Origin of the sequence: Corynebacterium sp. HMSC068G04 (assembly GCF_001814885.1) — a bacterium.
Lineage (GTDB): Bacteria > Actinomycetota > Actinomycetes > Mycobacteriales > Mycobacteriaceae > Corynebacterium > Corynebacterium hiratae.
The window spans coordinates 1-206 of sequence record NZ_KV818331.1; the positions used below are offsets into that span (position 1 = coordinate 1).

A 206-nucleotide genomic window follows, 5' to 3' on the forward strand; every position below is an offset into this window, starting at 1 on the left:
AGCATGTCGGTGCGGTAGAACCGTGCGGAGTAGTCATTGCGGCATGCTGCTGTGATCAGGGCTTGGGCGAGGTAGGTTTTGCCGACTGAGGATTTGCCCAGGATGACAATGTTTTGGCCCAGGTGGCACCATTGTCCGTGAGCGAGTCTGCTGACTTGCTCGGGGTTGATGTTGCGGTCAGGCGTGCAGACTACCTTTTCAAGGCA

At 56.8% G+C, this 206-nt stretch carries 1 protein-coding gene; it reads right to left on the minus strand.

All coding sequences use genetic code 11. The features are described from left to right. The coding region (locus HMPREF2993_RS06995) for an ATP-binding protein (protein WP_168166773.1) at window positions 1-206 on the minus strand (206 nt) is incomplete at both ends.